Source organism: Alteromonas sp. RKMC-009, from assembly GCF_003584565.2.
Lineage (GTDB): Bacteria > Pseudomonadota > Gammaproteobacteria > Enterobacterales > Alteromonadaceae > Alteromonas.
In genome coordinates, this window is the sequence record NZ_CP031010.1 from 3,424,687 (window position 1) to 3,446,347 (window position 21,661).

General features: G+C 48.7%; 25 protein-coding genes and 1 other RNA gene. 15 read left to right on the forward strand and 11 right to left on the reverse strand.

Going from position 1 to position 21,661, the window contains the following annotated elements; translation table 11 throughout:
- Positions 1-48: 48 nt before the first annotated feature.
- Both gcvH and gcvT read right to left on the reverse strand, forming a co-directional pair.
- Positions 49-438: a glycine cleavage system protein GcvH gene (gene gcvH, locus DS731_RS15205; RefSeq protein WP_119502131.1), complete on the reverse strand. Its 390-nt coding sequence runs from the start codon at positions 436-438 to the stop codon at positions 49-51.
- A gap of 32 nt (positions 439-470) precedes the next feature.
- Positions 471-1,550 (reverse strand): glycine cleavage system aminomethyltransferase GcvT, encoded by a 1,080-nt coding sequence (gcvT, locus tag DS731_RS15210; RefSeq protein WP_119502132.1) that lies wholly within the window; start codon positions 1,548-1,550, stop codon positions 471-473.
- Positions 1,551-1,689: 139 nt separating this feature from the next.
- Between gcvT and DS731_RS15215 the strand changes: the two genes are divergently transcribed.
- From DS731_RS15215 to DS731_RS15225, 4 genes are all read left to right on the forward strand, one after another.
- Positions 1,690-2,538: a LysR family transcriptional regulator gene (locus DS731_RS15215; protein ID WP_119502133.1), complete on the forward strand. Its 849-nt coding sequence runs from the start codon at positions 1,690-1,692 to the stop codon at positions 2,536-2,538.
- A gap of 108 nt (positions 2,539-2,646) precedes the next feature.
- Entirely contained in the window at positions 2,647-2,775 is a 129-nt protein-coding gene (locus tag DS731_RS22375) for a hypothetical protein (RefSeq protein WP_269748645.1), read from the forward strand.
- Between the two features lie 86 nt (positions 2,776-2,861).
- The gene (locus tag DS731_RS15220; protein ID WP_232373382.1) at positions 2,862-4,055 is read left to right on the forward strand and encodes a porin; all 1,194 of its coding nucleotides are present in this window, start codon (positions 2,862-2,864) and stop codon (positions 4,053-4,055) included.
- Between the two features lie 207 nt (positions 4,056-4,262).
- Positions 4,263-4,559, forward strand: a complete 297-nt coding sequence (locus tag DS731_RS15225; protein ID WP_119502134.1) for a hypothetical protein — start codon at positions 4,263-4,265, stop codon at positions 4,557-4,559.
- Here the strand turns inward: DS731_RS15225 and DS731_RS15230 are convergent.
- Genes DS731_RS15230 through DS731_RS15245 form a run of 4 tightly spaced genes read right to left on the reverse strand, consistent with a single transcriptional unit; the run spans position 4,522 to position 8,788 of the window.
- A complete protein-coding gene (locus DS731_RS15230; RefSeq protein ID WP_119502135.1) occupies positions 4,522-5,694 on the reverse strand; it encodes an FAD-dependent monooxygenase in 1,173 nt (390 codons plus the stop codon). The two genes, DS731_RS15225 and DS731_RS15230, sit on opposite strands and share 38 nt — an antisense overlap.
- 17 nt (positions 5,695-5,711) lie before the next feature.
- A complete protein-coding gene (gene ubiH / locus DS731_RS15235) occupies positions 5,712-6,908 on the reverse strand; it encodes a 2-octaprenyl-6-methoxyphenyl hydroxylase (protein ID WP_119502136.1) in 1,197 nt (398 codons plus the stop codon).
- 3 nt (positions 6,909-6,911) lie between these two features.
- Entirely contained in the window at positions 6,912-8,219 is a 1,308-nt protein-coding gene (gene pepP, locus DS731_RS15240) for a Xaa-Pro aminopeptidase (protein ID WP_119502137.1), read from the reverse strand.
- A 2-nt stretch (positions 8,220-8,221) separates the two neighbouring features.
- Positions 8,222-8,788 carry a UPF0149 family protein gene (locus DS731_RS15245; protein ID WP_119502138.1) on the reverse strand — a complete coding sequence of 189 codons (567 nt, stop codon included), beginning with the start codon at positions 8,786-8,788 and terminating at the stop codon, positions 8,222-8,224.
- Between the two features lie 329 nt (positions 8,789-9,117).
- Here DS731_RS15245 and ssrS point away from each other — a divergent pair.
- From ssrS to DS731_RS15300, 11 genes are all read left to right on the forward strand, one after another.
- Positions 9,118-9,300: non-coding RNA, 6S RNA (ssrS, locus tag DS731_RS15250), on the forward strand.
- Positions 9,301-9,322: 22 nt separating this feature from the next.
- Positions 9,323-10,219: a ribokinase gene (locus DS731_RS15255; protein WP_119502139.1), complete on the forward strand. Its 897-nt coding sequence runs from the start codon at positions 9,323-9,325 to the stop codon at positions 10,217-10,219.
- Between the two features lie 18 nt (positions 10,220-10,237).
- On the forward strand, positions 10,238-11,179 hold the full coding sequence (locus DS731_RS15260) for a nucleoside hydrolase (protein WP_119502140.1): 942 nt from the start codon (positions 10,238-10,240) through the stop codon (positions 11,177-11,179).
- A gap of 76 nt (positions 11,180-11,255) precedes the next feature.
- Positions 11,256-11,471 carry a hypothetical protein gene (locus DS731_RS15265; RefSeq protein ID WP_119502141.1) on the forward strand — a complete coding sequence of 72 codons (216 nt, stop codon included), beginning with the start codon at positions 11,256-11,258 and terminating at the stop codon, positions 11,469-11,471.
- Positions 11,455-12,075, forward strand: a complete 621-nt coding sequence (locus DS731_RS15270) for a 5-formyltetrahydrofolate cyclo-ligase (protein ID WP_119502142.1) — start codon at positions 11,455-11,457, stop codon at positions 12,073-12,075. The genes DS731_RS15265 and DS731_RS15270 overlap by 17 nt, the downstream gene beginning before the upstream one ends.
- Before the next feature lie 59 nt (positions 12,076-12,134).
- Positions 12,135-12,794, forward strand: a complete 660-nt coding sequence (gene rpiA, locus DS731_RS15275; RefSeq protein ID WP_119502143.1) for a ribose-5-phosphate isomerase RpiA — start codon at positions 12,135-12,137, stop codon at positions 12,792-12,794.
- A gap of 138 nt (positions 12,795-12,932) precedes the next feature.
- Positions 12,933-14,162: a phosphoglycerate dehydrogenase gene (gene serA, locus DS731_RS15280; protein ID WP_119502144.1), complete on the forward strand. Its 1,230-nt coding sequence runs from the start codon at positions 12,933-12,935 to the stop codon at positions 14,160-14,162.
- Between the two features lie 209 nt (positions 14,163-14,371).
- Complete coding sequence (locus DS731_RS15285; protein WP_119502145.1) at positions 14,372-15,487, forward strand: hypothetical protein; 1,116 nt, start codon at positions 14,372-14,374, stop codon at positions 15,485-15,487.
- Between the two features lies 1 nt (position 15,488).
- Entirely contained in the window at positions 15,489-16,292 is an 804-nt protein-coding gene (locus tag DS731_RS15290; RefSeq protein WP_119502146.1) for a substrate-binding periplasmic protein, read from the forward strand.
- Between the two features lie 90 nt (positions 16,293-16,382).
- Positions 16,383-16,883 carry a helix-turn-helix domain-containing protein gene (locus DS731_RS15295; RefSeq protein WP_119500931.1) on the forward strand — a complete coding sequence of 167 codons (501 nt, stop codon included), beginning with the start codon at positions 16,383-16,385 and terminating at the stop codon, positions 16,881-16,883.
- Positions 16,880-17,725 (forward strand): IS3 family transposase, encoded by an 846-nt coding sequence (locus DS731_RS15300; RefSeq protein WP_232373549.1) that lies wholly within the window; start codon positions 16,880-16,882, stop codon positions 17,723-17,725. The genes DS731_RS15295 and DS731_RS15300 overlap by 4 nt, the downstream gene beginning before the upstream one ends.
- A gap of 69 nt (positions 17,726-17,794) precedes the next feature.
- Here DS731_RS15300 and DS731_RS15305 read toward each other — a convergent pair whose 3' ends face one another.
- From DS731_RS15305 to DS731_RS15325, 5 genes are all read right to left on the reverse strand, one after another.
- A complete protein-coding gene (locus DS731_RS15305; RefSeq protein ID WP_119503446.1) occupies positions 17,795-18,544 on the reverse strand; it encodes a DUF481 domain-containing protein in 750 nt (249 codons plus the stop codon).
- A gap of 172 nt (positions 18,545-18,716) precedes the next feature.
- Positions 18,717-19,538: a DUF481 domain-containing protein gene (locus tag DS731_RS15310; protein WP_119502147.1), complete on the reverse strand. Its 822-nt coding sequence runs from the start codon at positions 19,536-19,538 to the stop codon at positions 18,717-18,719.
- Positions 19,539-19,597: 59 nt separating this feature from the next.
- Positions 19,598-20,422 carry an HDOD domain-containing protein gene (locus tag DS731_RS15315; RefSeq protein ID WP_119502148.1) on the reverse strand — a complete coding sequence of 275 codons (825 nt, stop codon included), beginning with the start codon at positions 20,420-20,422 and terminating at the stop codon, positions 19,598-19,600.
- 98 nt (positions 20,423-20,520) lie between these two features.
- Positions 20,521-20,811 carry a DUF1289 domain-containing protein gene (locus DS731_RS15320; protein ID WP_119503447.1) on the reverse strand — a complete coding sequence of 97 codons (291 nt, stop codon included), beginning with the start codon at positions 20,809-20,811 and terminating at the stop codon, positions 20,521-20,523.
- A gap of 106 nt (positions 20,812-20,917) precedes the next feature.
- Positions 20,918-21,628, reverse strand: coding sequence for an SIMPL domain-containing protein (locus DS731_RS15325; protein WP_119502149.1), 711 nt, complete (start codon positions 21,626-21,628; stop codon positions 20,918-20,920).
- Positions 21,629-21,661 lie beyond the last annotated feature (33 nt).

Consider the following 21,661-nt stretch of genomic DNA (forward strand, 5'->3'; position numbering starts at 1 on the left):
GGCCTAAATTGCCCCTTTAAGCCTTTCGGATGTTGGCTCTGTAACGAATTAGTCTTCGTCGATGCTGTTTTCGTAGCCTTCTGCGTCCAGCAGACCTTCAGCTTCAGCAGGATCATCCGCTTTAATCTTGAATAACCAGCCGTCTCCGTACGGGTCGCTGTTTACCAGCTCAGGAGAGTCTTCCAGCGCATCGTTAATCGCAACGATTTCGCCGCTGATTGGCGCATATACATCAGATGCAGCTTTAACAGACTCAGCGACACATACGTCGTCGCCGGTACTTACCGCGTCGCCCACATCAGGCAAATCAACAAATACCATGTCACCCAGTAAGTCCTGAGCGTGCTCAGAAATACCTACAGTGAAAACACCATCGCCTTCAGGACGAACCCACTCGTGAGTTGATGCATAACGTAAATCGGTTGGGATATTGCTCATAATAAGTTCCTGATTATTCCTTGATGTTGGGATTACAATACACTTTTACCATTGCGTACAAAGCTGGGCTTAACCACATTTACTGTAACCCACTTTTTACGCATTTCCACCTCTACAGTTTCACCTGTATTGGCAGGTACCCGGGCCAGTGCAACGGAATGCCCTAATGTTGGTGAGAAGGTGCCTGAAGTGATCACACCCTCTCCTGATTCTGAACGCACTTTTAAACCGTGACGTAACACGCCTTTCTCGGTCATTACCAGGCCGACAAGTTTGTCAGTACCGGCTTCTTTTTGTGCCTCTAGTGCTTTGCGGCCGACGAAATCACGGTCTGCCGGTTCCCATGTAATGGTCCAGCCCATGTTGGCAGCCAGCGGAGAAACGGTTTCATCCATATCCTGACCGTACAGGTTCATACCGGCTTCTAAACGCAGCGTGTCACGTGCACCTAAGCCACACGGTTTAACACCTGCATCCAGTAAGTCCTGCCAGAACTGCCCTGCCTGCGCGGCGGGAACCATAATTTCGTAGCCTGCTTCACCGGTGTAGCCCGTGGTAGCTATGAATAAATCTTCCGCCTGTACGCCGAAGAACGTCTTCATGCCGGCAACTGCTTCTTTCTGAGCAGCGCTGAACAGCGTAGCGGCTTTTTCTTTCGCATTCGGGCCCTGAACGGCAATCATCGCGAAATCCGGCTTTTCAGTGATGGTGACATCAAAACCGCTGGCTTTGTCTTTCAGCCAGTTCATGTCTTTTTCGCGGGTGGCAGAGTTCACCACCAGGCGATAGTTAGTTTCGTCAAAGAAGTACACGATAAGATCATCAACCACACCGCCTTCTTCGTTCAGCATGCCGCTGTAAAGCGCCTTACCTTTAACCTGTAACTTGGCTACGTCGTTGGCTAGCAGGTAGCGCAGATAATCTTTCGCCTGCGCGCCTGTTACATCAACAATGGTCATGTGAGACACATCGAACATACCGGCGTCTTTACGCACCGCGTGATGCTCTTCGATTTGTGAACCGTAATTAATTGGCATATCCCAGCCGAAGAAATCGACCATTTTTGCGCCAGCTTCAAGGTGCTTAGCGTGTAATGCGGTGGTATTCGTCATGCGACTTTGTCCGTTTCGATGTGATAAAAACACCACAAAGTATAGGGTTACGACAAAAGACCAATCAAATTGGAATTTCTTATCCTTACATTTGCAAATATAATATAAGAAACTTATATCATCAGCATTTCAAATCATTATGAAGCAGTTGTCGTTAGATAACTTACGTACTTTCGTGAGTGTAATTGAGCAAGGTGGATATGCTAAAGCAGGCGAATGGCTGGGCCGTTCCCAGCCTGCCATCAGCTTACAAATCAAAAAACTGGAAGAACAGTTAGACCGGAAATTGTTTACCAAAGTGGGTCAGCGGCACATGCCCAGTAACGATGGCAACTGGCTTTACCCTAAAGCAAAAGAACTGCTTGAGATGAACGATGCCATTTTCCGCTCGTTAACCCCGGCCCCGTTAAGTGGCCGCCTGCGTCTTGGTATTCCGAATGAATTCGCATCAACACTGTTACCGGGTTTAATTGGTGAGTTTTCCAAGCGCTACCCGGATGTTTCACTGGAAGTGACCTCATCGCTAAGCCGCGATCTGCTCCATGCTTCAAGGCGCAGTCAGTTCGATTTAATTCTGGCCCTGGTGAATCCTGATACGGAAGCCGGTGGTGAACTGGTGCTGGAAGACGATATGGTGTGGGTAGGTGATGCCGCCAGACCGCTGGTAAGCGACCATATTTCCTTAGTGCTTGCTCCGGACGGTTGTATGTACCGCAGCCGGGTTATTGATGAATTAAAGCAGCAAACACGGGTATGGAAAATTACCTATACCAATGCTGATTTAGGCGGTCTGGTTGCGGCTATTCAGCAGGGTTTGGGGATCACCGCCCTCGCCCGTTCCAGTATGCCGGAGAATTTAACTATCTTAAAAGACAGCCGCCTGCCCCGCCTGGGTAAAGTCAATATTTGCCTGTTCAATCAGGATACCCAGCATCCGGTGGTCAGCCGCACGCTGGCGGAGTTTATAAAAAGCAGGCTACAGCGTTAATCTGTTTCAGATCCGTTCATGAGTTCAGTGGTTCCGGGCTGGCAGTATGCTTAGTATGAAGTGGTTAAAACTTAACATTATTAATCAACCATAGATAAGGATGCCACTGTGAACCACGAACATACGCCGCCAGTATCAACTACAAGGTTTCCGGCAGAAAATCTGCTTGCCGGTGTACTGCTTTTTACTCTGGGCATGGGAGCGGGTGCGGCTATTGGTATGTCATGGGTCGTTTAATATGTCAGTTTTGTGACAATCACCTTTGAATATACGACTAAAGACTATACACTCCGCTGCCATTCTTACCGGCTGCAAGGTGAAATGTGTCTTTTACTTGTTCTTCTCTACGCTTTCTTTTCATTACATTTAGTGTTCTTTCTGCATTTAACAGCAATGCCACGTCTTTATTCTCAGACTACGATGGTAACGGCCTGACTTATTCTACAGCAGACAATCAGTATTCCGTGCAAATCCGTGGCAGAGCACAGTTTCGCTTTGCCAGCCCGGGCGCCGGGCAACCCAACGACATTGGCGATTTCATTGCTGAAAGTGGCAATCAGTTCGATATTAACCGTGCCCGGCTAAAGGTTGGCGGCCACGCTGTTCGTGAGTGGGTAAAGTACTACTGGGAGTACGATGCAGCAGATTCCCGCACATTAAACGCCACCATCGCGCTGGAAAAATATGACGGACTGAAGGTGAAGTTTGGTCAGTGGAAAGTGGAATACTCACGCGAACGTAGCGTGAGCAGCGGCGGACAACAAATGATGGACCGCTCAATCATCAACCGTGTTTTTACTCTGGATCGCCAGCAGGGTGTGTCGGTTTATGGGCATATTGATGAAGGCGGCGCGGCAAACTTTAATTACTGGACGGCCCTGTTAACCGGTTCCGGTCGCGGTGAATATCACAATCACGATGGCAACCCCATGTATGCCGGACGCTTCCAGTGGAACTTTCTGGGTAAGGAAACCGGATTTAAAAACAGTGATATCAAACGCTCGTCGGAACCTGCAGCCGCTGTTGCTGTAGCCGGCGCAAAATACCGCAGTATCTATACCCGCTTTTCCTCGTCGGGCCCGGGCGCACTGGATAATATCGATATTGGTGAAACCCCTGACCAATACGACGTAAAACAATATCTCGTCGACGGCGCATTCTTCTATCAGGGTTTTAACGCTCAGGGCGAATATCACGAAAAAGAGGTCACCGACAGAATTAACGGGAGCCGGCAAACAACCCTGCGTGGCTATTACGTGCAGGCCGGATACTTCTTGAATGAACAGTTTGCCTGGTGGCCTGCGCCGCTTGAAGTGGCAGCCAGATATGCCACGTACGATCCGAAAACCGGTGACGACGGCGACAGGTTCTATGAGCGCACACTGGCATTTAACTGGTTTATCAACGGTCATAACAATAAACTAACCGCGGAAGTCAGTGATATCAGCATGGAACAACAGAGTGAAGAGGTGGGAGACCGGATCACCTGGCGCTTACAATGGGATGTCAGTTTTTAACCGCTGCCGGTTTTAGCATTATTGCTTACTCATCTTACCAACAAAAATTACTACTTTTGTCTAAATTACCTGACTACACTGAAGAGTATACTAACAAAAACTATGATTCTAAAACTAGTTGCCGGATGGTCGCCATCCGGTATGTGTAAAAGCTTTCATGTGGCAACTTTTCTTCCTGCCCCTTTACACAGTTAACCGGAAAATATTATGAAAAACGACATCGGGGTCGATTTACGGCAAGTAAACTCTCTTTTGCTGACAGCGTTGTCAAGTTATTGTCAACGCTGTCACTACAGAGTCAGAAGTATTGAAAATGCTAATGATTTGAAAATCGTTGCAGAGCTTTATAACGAAGATGTGCTGACGATGAAATTGCTGGCTGAAGGGGAAGTAGAAATAGAGACGCAGAACTTCCGGAATGGTGAATCCCGCTTTACACGGGAATCGTTGAATGCACTGCTGCGTGCTACCAACCCATCGCCTGAGCCAGCCACTGACGCTTGATAGCGGGAATGGCGTCAGTCATTACCAGCCCGGCCCCGCGCACAAATTTCTTCAGGGGATGGTTTCCGGCGAATAACGTTTTAAACCCGTCCATTGCAGCGACCACCGCCATTGCGTCAGCCTTTCTCGCCCTCTCGAACGCCCGTAAATTTTCAAGGGATGCAAAATCTTTATCATCCTGAACACAGATTTTAAGGGTTTCTGCCAGCGCAAAAGCGTCACGCATCCCTAAGTTCGCTCCCTGCCCCGCCAGCGGGTGAATGGTATGTGCCGCATCACCGATAATAACCATGCCATTCTTTGCCCACTGTCTGGCATAACGCATGGTAAGCGGGAAGCTGTGTCTTTCACTTTCTACCGTTAACACGCCCAGAACACCGTCACTGGTTGCACTGAGGGCATGATTAAAGGCTTCATCATTTAACCCGGTTAAAGACGATGCCACTTCATTGGTTTGAGACCAAACTATAGAAACCAGATCCGGCTCAGATAAAGGTAACAGCGCTAACGGTCCGTCCGGGGTAAACACCTGCCTGGCGCACTGTTCGTGAGGTACGGAGGTTCTCACTGTAGCGACGATTGCCGTATGACCGTAATCTTTGAAGGTAAGAGGAAATTGGGCTTGCCGGCGCACAAAGGAATTCGCACCGTCGGCACCGACCAGTAACCGGCAGGCCAGTACCTGGTCGTTCTCCTGCATCAGCATGGTTTCGCGCTGCCCACTGAGTACCTTCTGAATACGGGTTTCGATTAATTTTACGTGAGACTGCTGCGCTACCGTGTCAGCCAGCGCATTGGTCAGCAACTGGTTTTCGATAATATGCCCCAGCTGCGGCGCGGGTAAATCTTCCTTCGAAAAATGAATTTTTCCGAAGCTGTCTTTATCCCAAACAGACATCGTGTGATAGGCACTTACCCGCTCTTGCGGCATGCGCTGCCATACGCCAAGGTCTGACAACGTTGAATAATTAGCCCCGTTAATTGCACTGACCCGTAACGCAGGTTCTGGCGGCATCTCACGGGAAAATGGCTGGTCGCTGATCACGGCCACAGATAAGCCGCTGTCATGCAAGGCTGCTGCGAGGCTTAATCCCACCATGCCGCCACCCGCAATAGCAATATCCACTGTATCCATGCTCTTTCTCCTGAATATTATGCGCCCGGGGCAAATCCGGTGGTTTGTCTGACAAAAAACGATTTCAGCGACGGACAGTTATCCATCGCCATCAAACCGGCATTTCTGGCTGCCAGCAACCCCCGGTTATCATTGGAAAACAACCTGACCAGGCCATCGGTCAACGTGATAGTTGCCTTTTTGTCCTGCTCACGGTTCAGCGCATACCGGCGCAACACATGAAAAGCACCGGGATCATCAGCATCAGCCAGTTGAGCCACCAGCGCACAGGCATCACGTAAGCCAAGGTTAAAACCCTGCCCGGCAATGGGATGAAGTGTTTGCGAGGCATTGCCACACACGACTGCGCGATGCGTAGTGGTATTCACCGTACGCTGCAGTGTAAGAGGATACGCAGTGCGTTCACCGGCTTGCAGAATTGCACCCTGCCGCCAGCCGAAATCTTTTTGCAGCGCCTGAATAAAAGTTTTATCACCGGACTGCATCAGGGTTTCCGCCCGTTCAGGCGACACCGTCCAGACAACGGAAAAGCCGCAGGCATTACGGTGTCCGGTGGCAAAGCCCGGATCGTAAGGTAAAAAAGCCACCGGCCCTTCCGGGGTAAAACGCTCATAAGCACGATGTTCGTGAGGTTTTTGCGTGATGACATTCACCACAATGGCGGTTTGCCGGTAATCCTCTGCGGTACGCTCAAACCCAAGTTCTTCATGCAGTGGCGAACGGCCACCATCTGCCAGAATAACCAGCCGGGCACTAAGAGTTTCGCCATTGCTTAAGGTAAGTTCCGTGGCATCCTGAGTGCGGCTGACTGAACTCACATGCAACGGACAAAACAAACTGAATCCCGGGGTCTCCGGCGGAATTTGCAGGGCTTCACCCAGGTGCTTCAATGAAATTACCTGCCCGAAATGGCTGACGTGAAAGTCATCAGCATTGAGCTGGCAGAGCCCGGCTGCTCCTTTGTCTGAAACCTGAATATGCTTAATGGGTACAGCACCGGCAGAACCTGCGTCGATATCCAGCGCGGCCAGCTCATCCACGGTGCGTTTTGCCAGTGCAATCACTCTGGCATCAAACCCGGGATGAGAACCGTCTGAGGTATAAGCGTTAGCTTCGACCAGCGCGACAGAAAAGCCGGTGTGTTTCAGCAATCCGCGGGCAATAACGTTACCTGTAGCTCCGCCTCCGATAATCACGACATCAAATTCAGACACCGGTTATGACTTCCTCATTAACGCTTCAATTTCACTGATTTCTTTTGGTACATCTGCAGTTATTACGTCAGCACCGGTTGCCGTGATCACCAGGTTATCTTCAATACGCACGCCAATACCGCGATATGCTTCCGGCACATCTGCATCCGGCGCAATATAAAGTCCGGGTTCGATAGTGATCACCATACCCGGTTGCAGCGGGCGATCTTCACCGTCCTGACGGTAGTCACCCACATCATGTACATCTAACCCTAAATAATGCCCTATGCCGTGCATAAAGAACTGCCGGTAATGCAATCCTTCAAGGTTTTCTGCCACAGTACCTTTCAGCAGGCCCAGTTCAACCAGACCGGCGGTAAGCACTTCAGCAGCAATTAAACCGGCTTCGTTCAGCGTCATACCGGGCCCGATCCTGTCGAGTACGGCAAGCTGGGCGTCCAGCACCAATTGATAAATCCTGCGCTGTGGCGCACTGAATTTTCCATTTACCGGAAAGGTCCTGGTGATGTCACCAGCATAACCCGCATATTCTGCGCCGGCATCGATCAGGATCAAATCACCGTCACAAACCTGTGCGTTGTTTTCGGTGTAATGCAAAATACAGGCATTATCACCGCTGCCCACAATGGTGCCGTAGGCAGGATGTCTGGCACCGGACATAGCAAATTCGTGATGTAGCTCTGCTTCCAGTTGATATTCGTAACAGCCGGGATGAGCAAACTTCATGGCACGGATATGTCCCTGCGCAGAGATTTTTCCGGCAGCCTGCATCAGCGCAATTTCACAGGAAGATTTGAATAACCGCATTTCATGAATTAGCGGTGTAACATCACAGAGTGCCGCCGGAGAAATATTTTCCTTCGGTGCTGCCGCCAGCTTATTGTGCAAAGCAAACAGGGTTTCCCGCAACGGACTTTGAAACGGGAAATACACATGGTCGTGTCCGCCAAGCCATTCTGACAGCACATCCTCCAGTTCGCTCAGCTCAAACGCTTCATCCAGAGCAAACTCTGATAAACCGGCATCAGCGCCTAAACGCCTGCCCTGCCAGATTTCGGCTGTTTTGTCCTTCGGACGAAACGCCATAGCACGGTAAGGATCGGAAAACTGGCTGTGGTTCGACAGCAACAATACGGTATCCGGCTCGTCAAAACCGGTGAGATACCAGAAGTCACTGTTCTGGCGGAAAGGATATTCTGTATCGCGGCTGCGTGTTATCAGCGAAGCAGCAGGGATCACTACCACGCTTTCCGGTTCACACAAGGCCAGCAAGCGGTGCTGGCGCGCAATAAATTCCTGTTTGCTTATCATGATCAGTGTACGGAAGGTTTATCTTTTTGATCGTCGAGCAGCGACTCGCCCAGTTCGTTGAAGCAAAGCAGTGCAGAAATTTTGACGTACTCCACCACTTCAAACAGCGCCCGCTCAGATTCTTCATCTTCGGTCATAGGCTCTTCCATGCGGGAGATATCGGCGAAATCCTGCAACGCTTCTTTGACGTCTTCAGAACATTGCATCAGGTTTTGCTGATACAATCCAAAGCCGAGCATAAAGCCCTGCACCCAGTTAATCAGACCCAGACCACGGTCATTGATCGGTGCTTTGTCATCCGGCAACATCAGATTGAGGGAAAATTCCGCTTCAATCAGTTGCTGACATAATTCATTGAATACATCGGTAAGCACCACGGTCAGTTCCGGGGCAAACGCTGCGCCCTCATTCATGGTGTCTTTCAGTACATCCATCCACTTCCGTTCTGATACCGCCATACCGCCACACAACATACCGCACAATGTGCCCTGAATCTCAGCACCGTCTGCGATGACATCGTATTGTGACAACACATTAGTGACACGGTCGTAATCGAGTTGTTTATCCACGTATTCTTTCCATCAGTTAATTGCGGTCATGCTACCAAAAAGGCTGCTTAAAACCCAGTTTAAACCAATTTCATGGACAGTGTTTGAGCAGTCAGTCTTTCTCCCCTTTTCACGTTCCTCATAATGCTTTAGGATCAACACTTTTATCGATAAAACCTGCTCAATAAAGCAACAAGCTTAACCAAATGGTCAGGCATGCAATACGTTGCTACAGCAGGCTTAGAGCCAATAAAACAGCCTTTTTTGAAAAGTTCTCAAAACTTTAAGGGTGATCTGCTTCACGAACCGTGTCGTTTGATATACTCTGTTGCGCTGTTTTTTAATTACACTGTCTTCTGGAATGTTTGCCAGTTCATTCATGTCCCTGGCCGATGCTTTAAACCAAGGAAGATGACCGCGTAGCTATTGTGCAAGCCCGGCGCGTACCGGGAAGCCTACGGCTATGAAGATTCTTCCGCCCTGAACATTTCGGTTCACGGGCGAACGATGAACAGCGGCATTTCGGAAGGCGCCCTCTTTCGACGGAAAGTAGAAATGGCAGTCATTAATTTTGGTTCGATAAATATCGATCACGTCTACCACGTAGATCATTTCGTAAAGCCGGGTGAAACACTGGCATCAACAAAATACACTCAGTTGCTTGGTGGCAAAGGCGCAAACCAGTCTATTGCACTGGCACAGGCCGGTGCTGATGTTAAGCACGTGGGCGCAATTCATCAGTCTGATGCGGCATTCAAACAAACATTAATTCGCCATGGCGTTGATTGTCAGTATGTTGCCTGTACCGAAACGGCCTCAGGGCATGCCATTATTCAGGTAACCCCTGACGGTGAGAACGCCATAGTGCTGTTCGGCGGTGCTAATCAGACAATCAATGAAGCGACAGTCAGAAAAGCCCTCAGTGACACCAGTTCAGCTGACTGGGTACTTACCCAGAATGAGACTAGCAGCATTGCTGATATGCTGAAGCAGGCAAAAGAGAAGCAACTGAAAGTTGCCTTTAACCCTGCGCCGATGAGCGAATCAGTTAAGTCTTTACCGCTCGAATGTGTTGATCTGCTCATTGTAAATGAAACCGAAGCTGCGGCGATTACCGGGCAGGACAATGTTGAAGATATCGTCACCTGGTTTAAAGCTAACTGGCAACATGGCGAAGTGATTCTTACACTGGGTAAAGACGGCGTGATGATGCTGCGTAAAAGTGGCGATGTGATCAAAGTAGACGCATTTACGGTGGATGCTGTTGATACCACCGCCGCCGGTGACTGTTTTATCGGTTATTTTTTATCGGCCTACAGCAATCACACAGACGCCAGACAAGCACTTATCCGTGGCTGTGCCGCCTCTGCCATCGCCGTTACCCGTGAAGGTGCCGCACAATCTATACCGCAGCAGAAGGAAGTAGACCGCTTCCTCGCGAAACATGTCTGATAGTTCAAAAGGACAACTATGACACACAAAATTATTCTTGATACTGATCCGGGCATCGATGATGCAATGGCGATCTTCTTTGCTTTTCAACATCCTGAAATTGAAGTGCTGGGCCTGACTACCGTTTTCGGTAATGTACCGGTAACCATGTCTGCCAGAAACGCGCTGACCCTGTGTGAATACGCCGGTCAGGACATTCCTGTCACGCAAGGTGTGGGCATGCCATGGGTTGGCCCTGAGTCAGGTTATGCCCATTTCGTGCATGGTGATGACGGCTTCGGTAATACGTTTCCGGAAGCCTCTGAGCGGGAGCTCGATCCCCGCAGTTCAGCACAGTACATCGTAGATATGGCCCGCAAATATCCCGGTGAAATCACCCTGGTTGCGATTGGCCCGCTAGGAAACCTGGCGCTGGCATTACGTCTTGAGCCGGAATTACCGAAGTTGATTAAAGGTGTCGCAATTATGGGCGGCGCGGCATTTGTACCCGGTAACGTAACGCCGGTGGCTGAAGCCAATATCTGGAACGACGCCCACGCCGCAGCCATTGTATTCGCTGCCGACTGGCCTGTTACCATGTTTGGCCTTGATGTTACGCTGAAAGCGCCTTTCGCACCGTCTTTCCTGGATACTCTGGAAACGGGTAATGAAAAACTGGGTGGCTTCGTTAAGCGTGCATCACAATTTTATATCGACTTTTACTCGCAAAACCGTGAAGAGCGTGTGTGTTTCTTCCACGACGCGTATCCGCTGGCCTGGCTGGTCAACCCTGAACTGTTTACCATTACCCGTGGCCACGCCCGTGTAGGTACCGGTGAACTGGACAGAGGACAAACAGTCGTTGCTCCGGCAGGCTCAACACCAAGCCCGTTATGGACTGAAGCGCAAATGATTGATGTCGCAACCGATGTTAATCACGAAAAACTGGAACAATTGTTCATCGACACCTACGCTTTATAAAGTCCGGAGGAGTATTTCCCTGCTAAAAGCGCCTCCGGGCGCTTTTTTTATGACTTAAGGACAGCCCGGGGAAATCATGATTCAACCGCCATTACCGGAAAATGAAGAAATCACTCAGTTCAGACAACAGGACCCCTGTTTAGCTATAGTGGCTTTAACAGAAGACTTATTCACTGAAGACAAACAATTGCGGCAAACCGGCATTGATGCCGCCCTCACACTGCCTGTGAATAATGATACACTTTGCGACACCTTAAGTTTCTTCTTATTACCCGATGGAAAAAATCAGTAGCGCAGGATTAACACGTCAGGAATTACGCAAAGTACTGCGGTTACGCCGCAACAACCTGTCTGAAGAGACGCAGGCTCAGGCAGCGGTGCGCCTGAGCCGACAGCTGACGGCACTGCCGGAATGGCAACAAGCCACGCATGTAGCTGCATACCTGGCAAACGACGGAGAAGTCAGCCTTTCGGACACCATTACCACCGCGGCAGCCCAGAATAAAATCGTCAGCCTGCCGGTACTGCATCCGTTTAACCGTCAGCATCTGCTATTTTTGCACTATCATGACAACACCATACTGGTGAATAACCGCTTCAATATTGCTGAGCCTCAGTTACGCTGCCCTGATGTGATACCTTTTTCCCGTCATGATTTAATTCTGATGCCGCTCACCGGTTTCGACGAAAAAGGAAACCGGCTGGGCATGGGTGGCGGATTTTACGATCGTACGCTGGCGCCCTATCGCAACGCAGCTTCCCGCCCCCTGCTTGCCGGTATCGCACATGATTGCCAGCAGGTTGACGCGCTGCCGGTTGAACCCTGGGATTTCCCCCTGGATCTCATCATCACGCCTTCCGGCGTAATACGGCCGGATAAGACTAATTGCCCTTAATTTCGTCTCCCATTCCTGCAGTTTTCAGTTAAACTTCTGCAAAACTTTGGAGAACCCCTATGGATCAGAACGCGAAGAAGAAAGCTGTAGCTGAAGCAGCCATAAAATATGTAGAGCCGGACACCATTGTTGGTGTGGGCACAGGCTCAACGGTCAATTTTTTTATTGATGCGCTGGCAGACATTAAACACAAGATTATTGGCGCAGTATCCAGCTCAGACGCATCAACAGAAAAACTTAAAGCCCACGGCATTGAAGTGTTTTCGCTGAATGAAGTAGACAGCCTTTCTGTTTATGTTGACGGCGCTGATGAAGTGACAGAACACAAACACATGATCAAAGGCGGCGGCGCAGCCCTGACGCGTGAAAAAATCGTCGCAGCGGTAGCGAAAACTTTCGTGTGCATTGTAGACGACACCAAACAGGTACCGGTACTGGGCAAATTTCCGCTCCCTGTTGAAGTCATTCCCATGGCGCGCTCTTACGTAGCCAGAGAGCTGGTAAAACTGGGTGGCGATCCGGTTTACCGTGAAGGCGTGGTGACTGACAACGGCAACGTGATACTGGATGTTCACAACCTGAACATCATTAATCCCCGTGAAATGGAAGATGCTATTAACAGTCTGGCCGGCGTAGTCACTAACGGTATTTTTGCCAACCGTGGCGCAGATATTGTACTGGTAGCAACCGGTTCGGGCGTAATTACGGTCAGCGACTAAACTTAATCACCCTGTCAGCAAGCCGGATATAAGGCTTGCTGAATGAAATAGCGCTTTTAACCAACAACGATATCTGTTATTTTGCCCATATAGACGTCCAGATGTCTTTTTGCAACCAACTATTCGAGATGTGAGGCAATGAGTAAAGTATCCCTACCCAAGGACAAGATCCGTATATTGCTACTGGAAGGCGTTCACCAAAGTGCCGTTGAAACCTTAAACAGTAACGGTTACACCAATGTTGAGTATCTGAAGACCTCCCTGTCAGAAGAAGATCTCATCGAAAAAGTGAAGGATGTTCACTTTATCGGAATCCGTTCACGTACTCAGATCACTGAGGCCGTGGTTCAGGCCGCTGAAAAGCTGGTTGCTGTAGGTTGCTTCTGTATCGGTACCAATCAGGTAGATTTGAAAGCCACTCAGTTTAAAGGCATTCCTGTATTCAACGCGCCATTTTCTAACACCCGTTCTGTTGCAGAACTGGTGCTGGGCCAGTTAATTCTTCTTCTTCGCGGCGTACCGTCCAAGAATGCCAAAGCCCATCGTGGTGAGTGGGAAAAGAGTGCTGTAGGCTCATACGAAGCCCGTGGTAAAACGCTGGGTATCATTGGCTACGGCCACATTGGAACACAGCTGAGCATTCTTGCTGAGCACCTGGGCATGCGCGTTCAGTTCTACGATATTGAAGACAAGCTGGTACTGGGTAACTCTGTGCAGGTGAAATCGCTGGATACCCTTCTGGCGACATCTGACGTCGTTTCTCTGCATGTTCCTGAAACCCTGTCTACTAAAGACATGATTGGTAAAGCAGAACTGTCGAAAATGAAAAAAGGCGCCATTCTTATCAATGCGTCCCGTGGTACTGTTGTTGATATCGATGCACTGGTTGAAGCTATGGAAAGCGAACACCTTGCCGGTGCCGCTATCGATGTATTCCCGGTTGAGCCGAAATCGAATACTGAAGAATTCGAATCACCGCTGCGTCAGTTTGATAATGTGATCCTTACCCCCCACGTGGGCGGCAGCACACAGGAAGCGCAGGAAAATATCGGTATTGAAGTAGCCGGTAAACTGGCGAAATACTCAGACAACGGTTCAACGCTGTCTGCAGTGAACTTCCCTGAAGTATCCTTACCGGATCACCCCGGCCGTTCACGCTTACTGCACATCCACGAAAACCGTCCGGGTGTACTGAACCAGATTAACCAGACATTCGCAGAAAAAGGTATCAACATTGAAGCTCAGTATCTGCAAACCGTTGCAGATATCGGTTACGTAGTTGTTGATGTGGAAGCAAACAAAGCCGATGAAGGTCTGGCCCAGCTTCAAAACATCAAAGGCACAATTAAAACCCGCCTTCTGCACTGATCCCTTCGAAAGGATTATGTTCAAAATCAAATCCGGTGTCTCTGTACACCGGATTTTTTTATCTCTTCTGATCACGCCTTCCGCAGTTAAATCCTGCTCTGTTTGATCTCAGCTTTGTGCTGCCGTGTATCTTTTCTGTGACACATAAATTTAACACCTGCTACGTTGGGCCATGACGGCGCACGTATTTAACCTCAGGGCTTTTAAGCATGATGAGAAGAAACGCACTGTGCATGACGTTAGGGATAACCGCTTTGTGTGGTCCCGTCACTGCAGAAGAAGATAACTTTAACCTTGGCGGTCATGTGAGAGTCAATTACGGTCACCGTGACTGGCAGGCGCCGGCAATACGGGACGGACTGGAATTTGAGTCAATCAAGCTCACCGTCGATGGCAAATTCGATGACTTTTCCTACAAAGCTGACTACCGGTGGTATGAAAATACTGATTTCGATACGGTCCGCTATGCAGATCTGACCTGGCATTACGACGAATACCTGGATGTCACCGGCGGTATCACTAAAGTCCCCTTCGGATTGTTACCTTTCGCTTCAAACAGCTTCTGGTTCTCCGCCAATTACTATATTGGTTTTGAAGATGATTATGATGCAGGGGTTGTTGCCCGTTATGAACGGGGTCCGTTTACGGTTCACGCCGGCTATTTTCTGAATGATGAATACAATAATGCCGCCCGCTTTGGCCGCTACTCCTTTGACGTCGCTGATGACGGCGAATACCGTAATCAGGAAGATGGCCAGTACAACTTGCGGGTAAATTACGAAGCCAGACTACTTCCCCGCTCCACCACCGACATCGGCGTATCATTTCAGCAGGGTGACATATTTAATTTTGATACACAGGATAGCGGAGACATGACCGCTTATGCTGTACACCTGCGCCATAACCAGAAACCCTGGAAAGTAGAGCTGCAGTATCTGGATTACCGCTACGATCTGGCTGCCCCGGAAGGACAACTTCAGGACCGGCTGGCCCTGTCTTCCTTTGAAGCGCCATTCCTTATGGCCAGTGAAGGTCAGTCGTATATGGCTAACCTGGCTTACAGCTTCCCTTTCACTGTCGCTTCTTTAGAGGATATTACCTGCTACAGTGAATATTCCCGCGTGGAAGGAGACTCTGAAGCCGGCAGCGACAGTACCCAGTGGGTAAACGGATGCAGCTTCGGCTGGTCTAAATTATTCGTATATGTCGACAGTATTCAGGGCAAAAACATGTGGTTTTCCGGCGGGTCCGGCATGGGGTTAAACTTCAACGATGATCCGCAATCCACACACCGCCTGAACATCAGCCTGGGAGTATATTTCTGATATGTTATTACTACGACTCATTAAAACAGCGCTGCTGACCGCCGCGTTGTTACCCGCCGCAGCCATGGCTCACACCTGGATGACGGTGAAAATTGCCACCACAGAATACGCACCGTATACCTCTGAAGAGATGGAACACAACGGCTACATGAATCACATCATCAGCGAAGTGTTTCTGGAAACCGGTGTACGGGCTGAGTTTATTTACGTTCCCTGGGAAGACGCACTGGAAGGAGCAGAGAATGGCGAATATGACGCCATTTCATACGGCAACTATGTGCGGGATCGGGAAAAGACCTTCTGGCACAGCGAGCCGGTCACATCAGAAAACCTGGTTTTCTACGTCAACAATGAATCCGGTCCCGACATGTGGTCAGGTCTGAATGATTTGACTGACTACACCATGGGTGTCACGAAAGACTATCTTTATAACAATGAGCTGTCCCGATACATCAAAGAAGGTAAGAACATCAGTACGGCAGACACTGACGATGAGAATTTCGACCATCTTATCGACGGCGACACAGATATTTTCCCTATCGATGAATTAACCGGCTGGTATCTTCTGCAACGTGATTTCAGCGAGGCAGAACGGGATGAAATTCACCAGATAAGTCCGCTGGTTTCTACTGTCACCACTCACCTGCTGGTACCTAAAAACAAAGAAAAGCGACTGGTGCTGGAGCTGTTTAACAGAGGCCTGAATAACCTGAAAGAAAAAGGTGAACTGGACCGTTTTAAACGCCTGCTCAGAGAAGGGTATTATCAGACACCGGAGAAACCGGTGAACTTTGACAGAAGATAGCCTGAAGGAAGCAAGTGACTCCCATAAAAAAAGCCCTGTAAATGAAGTGACCCCCAATAGTTGGACATTCCAATTACTGGGGGTCTTTTTATGTCCAAACATCCTCGAGCCTTCAAGCTCAAAGTAGCTGAGTGTGCTTTATCTGAAAGTTCTTCGGCGATAGGTGGCAGATTTAATGTCACAGAAAGGCAGGTCCGATATTGGACTGCTGTTTATCGAATTCATGGCGCTGAAAGCTTCAGGTCTACTCACAGGCCATATTCTCAAGCATTTAAAACAGATGTGTTGAAAACAATGGCAGCTAACAACTGGTCACTTAGTTACACCAGCGCCTTCTTCGATTTATCGTCCCCTGGGATTCTTTTCCAATGGCAAAAGCTTTATGCTCACGATGGTATCTCCGGTCTAAAACCAAAGAAAAAAGGTAAACCTCGCGTGAAAAAAGAACCTTCTGCACCTAAACCATCAACTGAAATGACGGAGAAGGAACTCAGAGAAGAGTTGGACTATTTACGTGCGGAGAATGCTGTTCTAAAAAAGTTAGAAGCCTTGGCTCAAGCCAGAAAGAAAAAAGCAAAGACAAAACGATAGTTGTCGAAGAGCTCAAGGCTAGTTACAGCTTACAAAATCTATTAAAAATCACAGGACTCCCGAAAAGCGTTTATTACTATCATCGTAATACGCTAGAACGGTCGTGTCCCGATATTGGCTTAAGCGAAAAAATACGTACTATCTTTCATAAACATAGAGGGCGGTACGGCTATCGCAGAGTTACTTCTGCGCTGAGAACAGTAGGCTTGATAGTTAATCACAAGCGCGTACAACGCCTGATGAATGAGCTGGGGTTAAAATCCAAGGTAAGACCTAAACGTTACAAGTCCTATAAAGGTGAAGTCGGCAGAATCGCAGGCAATGAACTTAATCGAGAATTTACGGCAGTGAAGCCAAATCAAAAATGGGTGACCGATGTGACTGAGTTTAAAGTCAAAGACCAGAAAGTCTATCTGTCACCGATAATTGACCTGTTTAACCAAGAGGTTGTCAGCTATGAAGTACGCACATCGGTTGCACTGCCACTAGTCACAGACATGCTCAAAACCGCGACGAGTAAGCTACAGCGACATGAGAAGCCGCTTATTCACTCGGATCAGGGCTGGCAATACCAACATAAAGAGTACCAAAATCACATCAAAGCAAACGGGCTAGTTCAAAGCATGTCCAGGAAAGGAAATTGTTTAGACAATGCCGTCGCAGAGAACTTCTTCGGCATATTAAAAACGGAAATGTATCACAACGAGAAGTTCAACGATGCCGACGAACTGATTGAAAGCATCAAAGAATATATCGACTATTACAACAACGAGCGTATTAAGCTGAAACTAAAAGGCCTGAGTCCGATACAATATCGAAATCAGGCCTTGGCAGCCGCTTAGAAATGAGTCCAACTTTATGGGGTCACTTCAAAATCAGGGCTTTTTATGTTCATTCACAACTGATAAGGCTTAGAAGAAGCTGTATACCAGTGTTACCGCTGTGGCAGTATCAAGCTTTTCAACGCCTTCGTTTACACGGGAGTTGTGGTCCAGTTTAACTGAAAGTTTCATCGACAGGTTACCGCTGATAGTGGCAGTCAGTGCAGACTCTGCACGTGACTTGGTGTTTTCATCACCCACTTCCGTACTCACTGTCTGAGAAAATTTCGCTGTATCAGAAATCAGCCATTCGAATGCACCGGAAGCACGAACGATGAAACTGTTTTGCTCAACATCTTCCTGTGTTTCTGCCCAGGAATAACCAGGACCGATCGAATACTCTAAAGACGTTGTATCGTTCTGCCAAACCTTCTGGTTCCAACCGGCAGCGACAGTAGACTGGTAGTTATAGCTGCTGAAACGGTCATCTTCGTACGAGGCGAAGCCGAATAAGCGGTAATCAGGATTTTCCAGCTTGTAGTTACCCTGACCTGAAGCAAAGAATTTCTGTGCAGAAGTACGTTCTACGTCTTCGCCAGTGTCGTCGTCAGTTACCGTTTCTTTCTTGTACAGACCTTCAACTGTGTAGTCGTTACTCCACTTTTCCAGTTCCTGATGGCCTTCTAAAGACGCGTTAATAGACGTGGTTTCCGTGTTACCGGAGGTAAAGATGAAACCTAATCCACCTTCCAGAGTAAACGGTTTAGCATCATCTTGTGCCAGTGCAGAAGTTGTACCCATTGCGCTGAGCACAGCGACAGCTAAAAGTTGCTTTTTCATTTGCATTCCTAAAATATGTGTTTCCATGATACCGGTATTGAACAGACTCCGTTCAGGCCGGCAAAGCGTATATCATCCATGATAGTGATTGTTCCCCATCCAAAAGCCCGGTAGCCATCCTGATGGCCCGGCCAGATGCGCGCTGTCTTCAGCGTCGTCGCTTTATTATTCTTCAGAAAAAACGGTAAACCACAGAGACTGTGGTTTCCGTATTTACACTTTTCACATCTTCAAGAGGTTCGGTTTCATAAGCCAGGTTGAAAGCAAGTTTCATAGCCAGTGAGTCGAACAGATTTGCTGATAAGGCTGTGACCGACCGGGTTTTGATATTATCAGCCCCGATCTCAGCACTCATAAACTGACGAAGCTGCGCGCCGGTATTCCACTGGTACTGATATTCACCTGATGCTCTGGCAATCAGGCCGTTATTCACGTTAGATTCAGTACCCTCTTCCACGGCCACGAAGGCATAACCGGGACCGACGCTGTAGCGAAATGAACTTTCATCTTCATTCCATAACCGCTGAGACCAACCTGCAGCCAGCGAAGCACGGTATTCATAACCGTTAAACCGGTCGTTCTCGTAATCAGCGTACATGAAAGTACGTTGCCCGGGCGTCATAAGTTTATAATCAAATTGCGCATAACCAAAAAAACGCTGAGCGGTAACTTCACTGGTCGTTTCACCGTCATCGTTTTCTGTTTTACTTTGCTTGTACAGCATTTCTGCGAAGTAGTTATTATTCCATTTCGCAGTTTCATGTTCAGAATGTAAGGCCGCTTTCAGGGAATTAGCATTGGTATTCCCTGACGCAGACAACAGACCAACTTCTCCGTCCAGGGTAAAGCGGGGCTGCCCGCCATCACCCACTTCGTCGAAGTCGGAATGATATAAAGTTTGTATAAGATTCCGGTCGGCGGCCATGGCGCCGGTGATGCTGCCGGAAAATAAGACAACAACGACCAGTAATCTCGCAGTAAACGGATTTAACATGGGTTTTAATATTTTTATTTAGCGCACTGTTATGAACCGTCCGTGGCGACCTTGTTTTTCTACAGGATTAGCGCAGATACCTTTTCAGCCTCAGCATTTGTCCAGGCTATCGCGTTATCCATCGTTTCTCCTTCAACCAACAACGTATTGGCCATTTCCGGCGTGAAAAGTTCAATATCGCCGTACTCCGGTTTCATGATTTCCCGAATTGTAACCCGCATTGAACACGCCAACAAACCTATATCCGCCTCTTCAGCGTGTTTCCTGGTATTGTGAACATATTTTACCGGGAAAAACAGAGGAAGGGGCAAGCGCCATTGCTCCATAATTTCCCCGGAACAGGCTGCAAAAGTAAACCCGAAGTGCTTCTCCTGCTTTTCCCATGGTAAGTCACCGGACTTATCTTCAAGATACGCCAGATAAAGTTCAGGGTCTTCTTTGGCCACCACCAGTTCACTGAAATGGCAGAGAATACCCATCACGAAGAAGCGTTCACTGCCGCGGATATTTGACTGTTTGGCCAGCGTTTTGGCCAGTAGCCCGTTGTAGACTGACTTATACCAGTGCTTGTCCAGCCGGATATGAGCACTGTTGAAGTGCTTGAACGCTGTATTCGCTGTTTCTGCTACCACAAGGTTGTACAGCGCCTCGCCTCCGATAACACTGACCGCTTTGGCGATGGAATCAATCTGGGAAGGAAAGCGGAATAAAGCGCTGTTAGCCAGACGGAGAATTTTTACCGTCAGCGACGGATCAACGGCAATGAGCTTCGCCACATCATCCATGTCGCTGCGGTGATCATCCAGTACATCCCGGATTTTCAGACAAATATTCGGGAACGTAAAAGACTGTGTGGCGTAACTGACGTACTTTTCCATCGACATGAGTAAACCTTGTTTATTTCTTGATTTTGAGTATAGCAACTTATTGTAAATACGGGAGAAAACGCGATACTGACAACAGCCTGATTGCTGTGGCCATGTTACTGCTTCCCGTTGTCGGAAAATAAAGATTGTTGCTGAGGTTCTTCAACCGTTGCCTGCCCGCCATCGTCGGGCTGTTGTTGCCGCAATGCCATGGCTTTACGTTTCTGGCAGGCTTTAATCACGGTACGTCTGGCGGCATCGTTTATCTGCAGCCAGTGAAAACGCTCGTCACGGGTACGGTAACACCCCAGACAGTAGCCTTTCGGGCCGGCCTGACAAACACCAATACAGGGACTGGGTACAGCAAAAATTTCCATCTGATCAGGATGGTTTACTTTTACTGCCATGAAGCCCCCGTTTGCCAGCTGTGCAACCCCATACGGCCGCACCATTATTCCAGGCAGTTAGTGTAGACGCTATGCCGTGTGCACCGCAATCTGAACATCGTATCAGTTAGTCGGTTAAGGTATATTCTATGGTTGAAACAACCCTGACTTTTTTGATGTGCGGTTGATGCGCGTCCCGTGGCGTTATGGTGAACTGCCCCTGATTAGCCCGCTTAATTTTACCTATCCGGCTTTGAGAGTCCCGGGCGAACTTCTCAGCCACTTCCCTGGCATTCACTGTTGCCTCTTCAATCATGTCAGGCTTCACCTCATTCAACCGGCTGAATACAAATTGAGGCTGAGCATCCCACTGCTGATTAGAAAACACGATACCTTGTTTAACGAGATCAGAAATATCGGGCATGGCTTTTCTTACCACTTCTACATCGGTTGAGTACACGGTTACGGTCTGGCTGGCACTGTACCTGAATTCCACCCTGTTATCGCCGCCGTACTGTTGCGCAAGCTTATCGGTGATCACCGGCTGATTAAAGCTGATATCGTCAGCGCTAATGCCGCTGGCTGTAAGGAAAGCGGTAATTTTTTCTGAATGACTTTCCAGTGTGTCATAGAGTGCTGAGAGATCATTGCCGGCTTCAGTAAACTGTATCGGCCAGATCACCTGGTCTGCCGGATATTCCCGTTCTGACAGCCCCTTCACGGTAACCACTCTGTCCCAGGTTTTAAAATCCACCAGCGCCGATGCCAGCTGGCCTCCCAGCACGGCAAACGCGATAACCAGTCCTGTACCAATAATAGCGGCGGCTGCTTTACTCATAGTTTTCCTTTTTCTTGTCTGGCGTTGAAATAT